Annotated in this window: 3 protein-coding genes; all 3 read right to left on the bottom strand. The window is 59.8% G+C overall.

What is annotated here, in order from left to right; translation table 11 throughout:
* A partial coding sequence (locus C5O24_RS11415; protein ID WP_107681844.1) for an HlyD family secretion protein occupies nt 1–908 on the bottom strand: 908 nt, incomplete at its 3' end.
* Between the two features lie 81 nt (nt 909–989).
* The gene (locus C5O24_RS11420; RefSeq protein ID WP_107681845.1) at nt 990–2492 is read right to left on the bottom strand and encodes a TolC family protein; all 1503 of its coding nucleotides are present in this window, start codon (nt 2490–2492) and stop codon (nt 990–992) included.
* Between the two features lie 108 nt (nt 2493–2600).
* Nucleotides 2601–3965: a TrpB-like pyridoxal phosphate-dependent enzyme gene (locus C5O24_RS11425; protein WP_107035968.1), complete on the bottom strand. Its 1365-nt coding sequence runs from the start codon at nt 3963–3965 to the stop codon at nt 2601–2603.
* Between the last annotated feature and the right edge of the window lie 38 nt (nt 3966–4003).

Here is a 4003-nt window from a genome sequence, read left to right on the forward strand (position 1 = left end):
TCCCAGTCGCCGGTGGCTTTGGTGGCTCTCCAGGTGGCGTAGCTGCCCATGTCGCGCACGTAGTAGATGCGTGCCTTGGCCGACATGCGGTCGAGAGCCGGTATCTCCACGGTGATGGAGTCGCCGAGCTTCATCTGGCTGAGAAGTTCCTCGCGCACGTTGAAGGTCACCCATTTGTCGTCGATCTTCAGCAGGCTCATGATCGGCGCTCCGAGGCTGACGAGCTCTCCGGGCTGTGGGTAGATCTGGTCGATCTGGCCGTCGCAGGGTGCGGTCAGGTACTGGTCTTCGAGCAGGCTCTCAACCTCGGCCACTCCTCCGCGGGCGGCGGTGACGAGGGCTGCGGCGCTCTCCTTGTCCTCTTTCTGCGCGCCGGAGCGGGCGAGACTCAGCTGGCTTTCGGCAGCCTGCTGCGCGGCCACGGCGGCGTCGTAGGCTGCCTTGGCTTCATCGCGTTTCTGCTCCGATATGACTCCCTGCTCGAAGAGGCGCTGCATCCGGTCGTAGGTCTTGCGGGTGATGGTGGCTCCGGCCTTGGCCTGCGCCACAAGCTCTGCGGCGGCCTGTATGATCTGGGAGCGGGTGCCGGCGTCGACCTTCTGGTTTTGCGCGGCGGCTACATTTTCCATGGCCTCGGCCTGCATCAGTTTGGCTTCGGCGAGCGACGAATGGATATGCACGAGCGTGTCGCCGGCTTTCACCATATCGCCTTCCGACACCATGAGTTCGACCACGCGTCCGGGCAGTTTGCCTGAGATGCGCACGGAAGTGGCGTCGGCCTGTCCCTCGATGATCTCGTCGGGTTCGCGCATGAATACAAAGCCTATGATGGCGAGCAGAAGTGTGACGACCACGATGGCGATCAGTCCGAACATCAGCGATCGGTTTTCGGTCTTTTCAGCGTCCATATAATCAGTAGTTGTTGGTTTTATTATGCGTATTTGTCGGTTTGTGGGGCGGTAGCCCCCGATAGCGGCATGCCGGGATGGTCAGTATCGCAGGTTGCCGAGCACTTTGGAGAGGTAGACGTCGCAGAGGCGCACGTCGATCATTGCGTCGATGTTTTCGGAGTTGGCTTTGAGCCATGCCGTCTGCGCTTCCATGACGTTGTCGGTGGTCATGACTCCTTCGCGGAAGCCGATGTCGGCCTGGCGCAGGTTTTCGTCGGCCTTGGCCAGATTGGCGGTGGTCATGAGGAATGTTTTCTGGGCTTCCTGGGCGCGGAATGCGCTCTGGCTCACCTGCAGGCTCACCATCTCGCGGGCGTCGGCAAGCTCAAGGCGTGCCATGGCTGTGCGGGAGCGTGTGGCCTGCAGCTTGTTGTAGTTGCCGCCCCAGTGCCATATCGGCACTGTGAGCATGGCTCCGACGGAGAATGCTCCCGAGAAGCGTTTTTTGAATCCGTCGAACATGTTGGGGTTGCTGAAGGAGTAGGCTCCTACTATGGCCAGATTGGGAAGCATGGCCGACAGGGCCACTTTCTCGCCCTGTTCGAGCATCTTCACTCCATAGCCGAGGGCGCGCAGGTCGGCGCGTCGCTGATACACCTCGTCCATGTCGTAGGATGAGGCGGCCATCGTTGCCGACGATGCCGCGTGGGTCAGGTCGGCGTCTTCGTCGGCGAGGGTGAGCCGGGTGTCGACGGGGAGTCCGCAGAGCTGGGCGAGCGCCATTCTCGAGAGTACCAGTCCGTTGTCGACCTTGGTCTGGTCGACCTGTGCCTGGTTGAGCTTCACCTCCACGGTCAGCAGGTCGGAGCGAGTGGCCACTCCGGCGTCGACCATGGCCTTGACATTATGGCGCAGTGTGTCGAGCAGAGCCACATAGCTCAGGGTGAGCCGCTGCTTGGCTTTGAGCGACACCACCTGCCAGTAGGCGGCGTCGACGGCATAGACGATGTTCTGCGCCTCGTTGCTCTTCATCTCGAGTGCCAGCTCCTCGGCGAAGTGCGTCAGCCGGTTGAGCGCCACTATCTTGCCTCCCATGTACACAGGCTGCGTAAGGGTCACGGCTCCGAAAAACACGTTGTGTATGTCGTAGGTCATGGCCTCTTTTGGTATCAGAGCCACGGTTTCGGGCACATATTGCCCGTCGGGCTGCTTTAGCGGCTCGCCGGTCAGCGGGTTTTTCGCGAGGTTGAACTCATATTTCTGTGTGGCGGGGTTGAATGTCTTTGTCGGCAGAAGCTGATCGGAGTCAAAGATCGATATTTTCTTCTGATTGTAGGTGTAGCCTCCGGCAAAGTCGATCGATGGCAGATAGGCCGCGAAGGCCGCCCGGTTGTCGAAATGGGCGGCGTTGACGGCTTCATTGCGGATGAGAAGCTGTTTGTTGCTTTGTAGCGCCATGTTACGGCACGAATCGAGGCTCACTGTCATTGACGTCGCTTCGGCGCTCTGTCGCGATGAGTCGCCGGCCGTGGCATAGGCCGCCGTAGGCATGGCGAAGGCCGCAGCCAGAAGCGTTATGGATGAAATAAGTGGTCGTGTCATTCCTTGCTGATGATAGAGAAACATGAGATCGGCCGAAGCCTTAAGCCCCGCGCCTTGTGATGTTATAACTGACGCGGGGGCGGTATGGTTCGAAGGCGGAGCGCCTTGTCAGATGATTTTTTCGAGTCCGGCTATGTTGGCAGCCACCTCCTCGTCGGTCACCTCATGGTTGGAGAGGTCGCCGGCGATATATCTGTCGTAGGCTGTCATGTCGATCAGTCCGTGCCCTGAAAGGTTGAAGAGTATCACCTTTTCACGTCCCTCCTCCTTGGCCTTGAGCGCCTCGCGTATGGTGGCGGCGATGGCGTGGGCGCTCTCGGGGGCGGGGATTATTCCCTCGGCTTTGGCAAAGGCTGTGGCGGCGGCGAACGATTCGAGCTGCGGTATGTCGACGGCATCCATCAGTCCGTCGTTCTTGAGCTGGCTGACGACCGCTCCGGCTCCGTGATAGCGGAGTCCTCCGGCATGGATGTTGGCCGGCGAGAAGTTGTGTCCGAGCGTGAGCATCGGTATCAGAGGGGTGTAGCCGGCTTCGTCGCCGAAGTCATACTGCATCACTCCGCGTGTGAGTTTCGGACAGCTTGCCGGTTCGGCGGCAATGAATGTGGTGTCGCGCTCTCCGGCGAAGTTGTGGCGCATGAACGGGAACGCTATGCCGGCGAAGTTGCTGCCTCCGCCGAAGCATCCGATCACAATGTCGGGGTAGTCGCCGGCCATCTCCATCTGTTTCTCGGCTTCAAGACCGATGACGGTCTGGTGGAGCGCCACATGGTTGAGCACCGATCCGAGGGCGTATTTGCAGTTTGGGGTCGACATGGCGAGCTCCACGGCCTCGCTGATGGCTGTGCCGAGCGATCCCTGATAGTTGGGGTGCTCGGTGATGATCTTTCGTCCGGCTTTGGTCGACATGCTCGGCGATGCGATGACCTCCGCTCCGTAGGTCTGCATGATGGAGCGGCGATAGGGCTTCTGGCTGTAGGAGATCTTGACCATGTAGACGGCCAGCTCGAGGCCGAACATCCGCGAAGCGAGCGAAAGGGCGGCTCCCCACTGTCCGGCGCCGGTCTCGGTGGTGATGTTGGTCACTCCCTGCTGCTTGCAGTAGTAGGCCTGCGGTATGGCCGAGTTGAGCTTGTGGGATCCGACGGGGCTTACGCTCTCGTTCTTGAAATAGATGCGGGCAGGTGTGTCGAGCGCTTTTTCAAGGCCACGGGCACGCACCAGAGGTGTCGGACGCCATATTTTGTAGAGGTCGCGGACCTCTTCGGGAATTTCGATCCATGAGTCGGTGAAGTTCATCTCCTGTCGGGCTGCTTCTTCAGAGAAGAGCGGGAAGAGATCTTCGGCCGTGAGCGGCTGCTTTGTGGCCGGATTGAGCATCGGGCGCGGCTTTACAGGCATGGCGGGGATCACGTTGTACCATGCGGTCGGTATATCGCATTCCTGCAGGAGGAATTTCTTGGATTCTGACATTTCTGTTCAGTGTTTGTAGTAGTGTAATGCGTATAATG

The sequence above is a fragment of the Paramuribaculum intestinale genome (assembly GCF_003024925.1).
Classification (GTDB): Bacteria; Bacteroidota; Bacteroidia; order Bacteroidales; family Muribaculaceae; genus Paramuribaculum; species Paramuribaculum intestinale.

Bases quoted from the DNA above. Each gene is read 5' to 3' on its own strand.
- C5O24_RS11425 (WP_107035968.1), bottom strand. From the start codon at position 3,965: ATGTCAGAATCCAAGAAATTCCTCCTGCAGGAATGCGATATACCGACC.
- C5O24_RS11420 (WP_107681845.1), bottom strand. From the start codon at position 2,492: ATGACACGACCACTTATTTCATCCATAACGCTTCTGGCTGCGGCCTTC.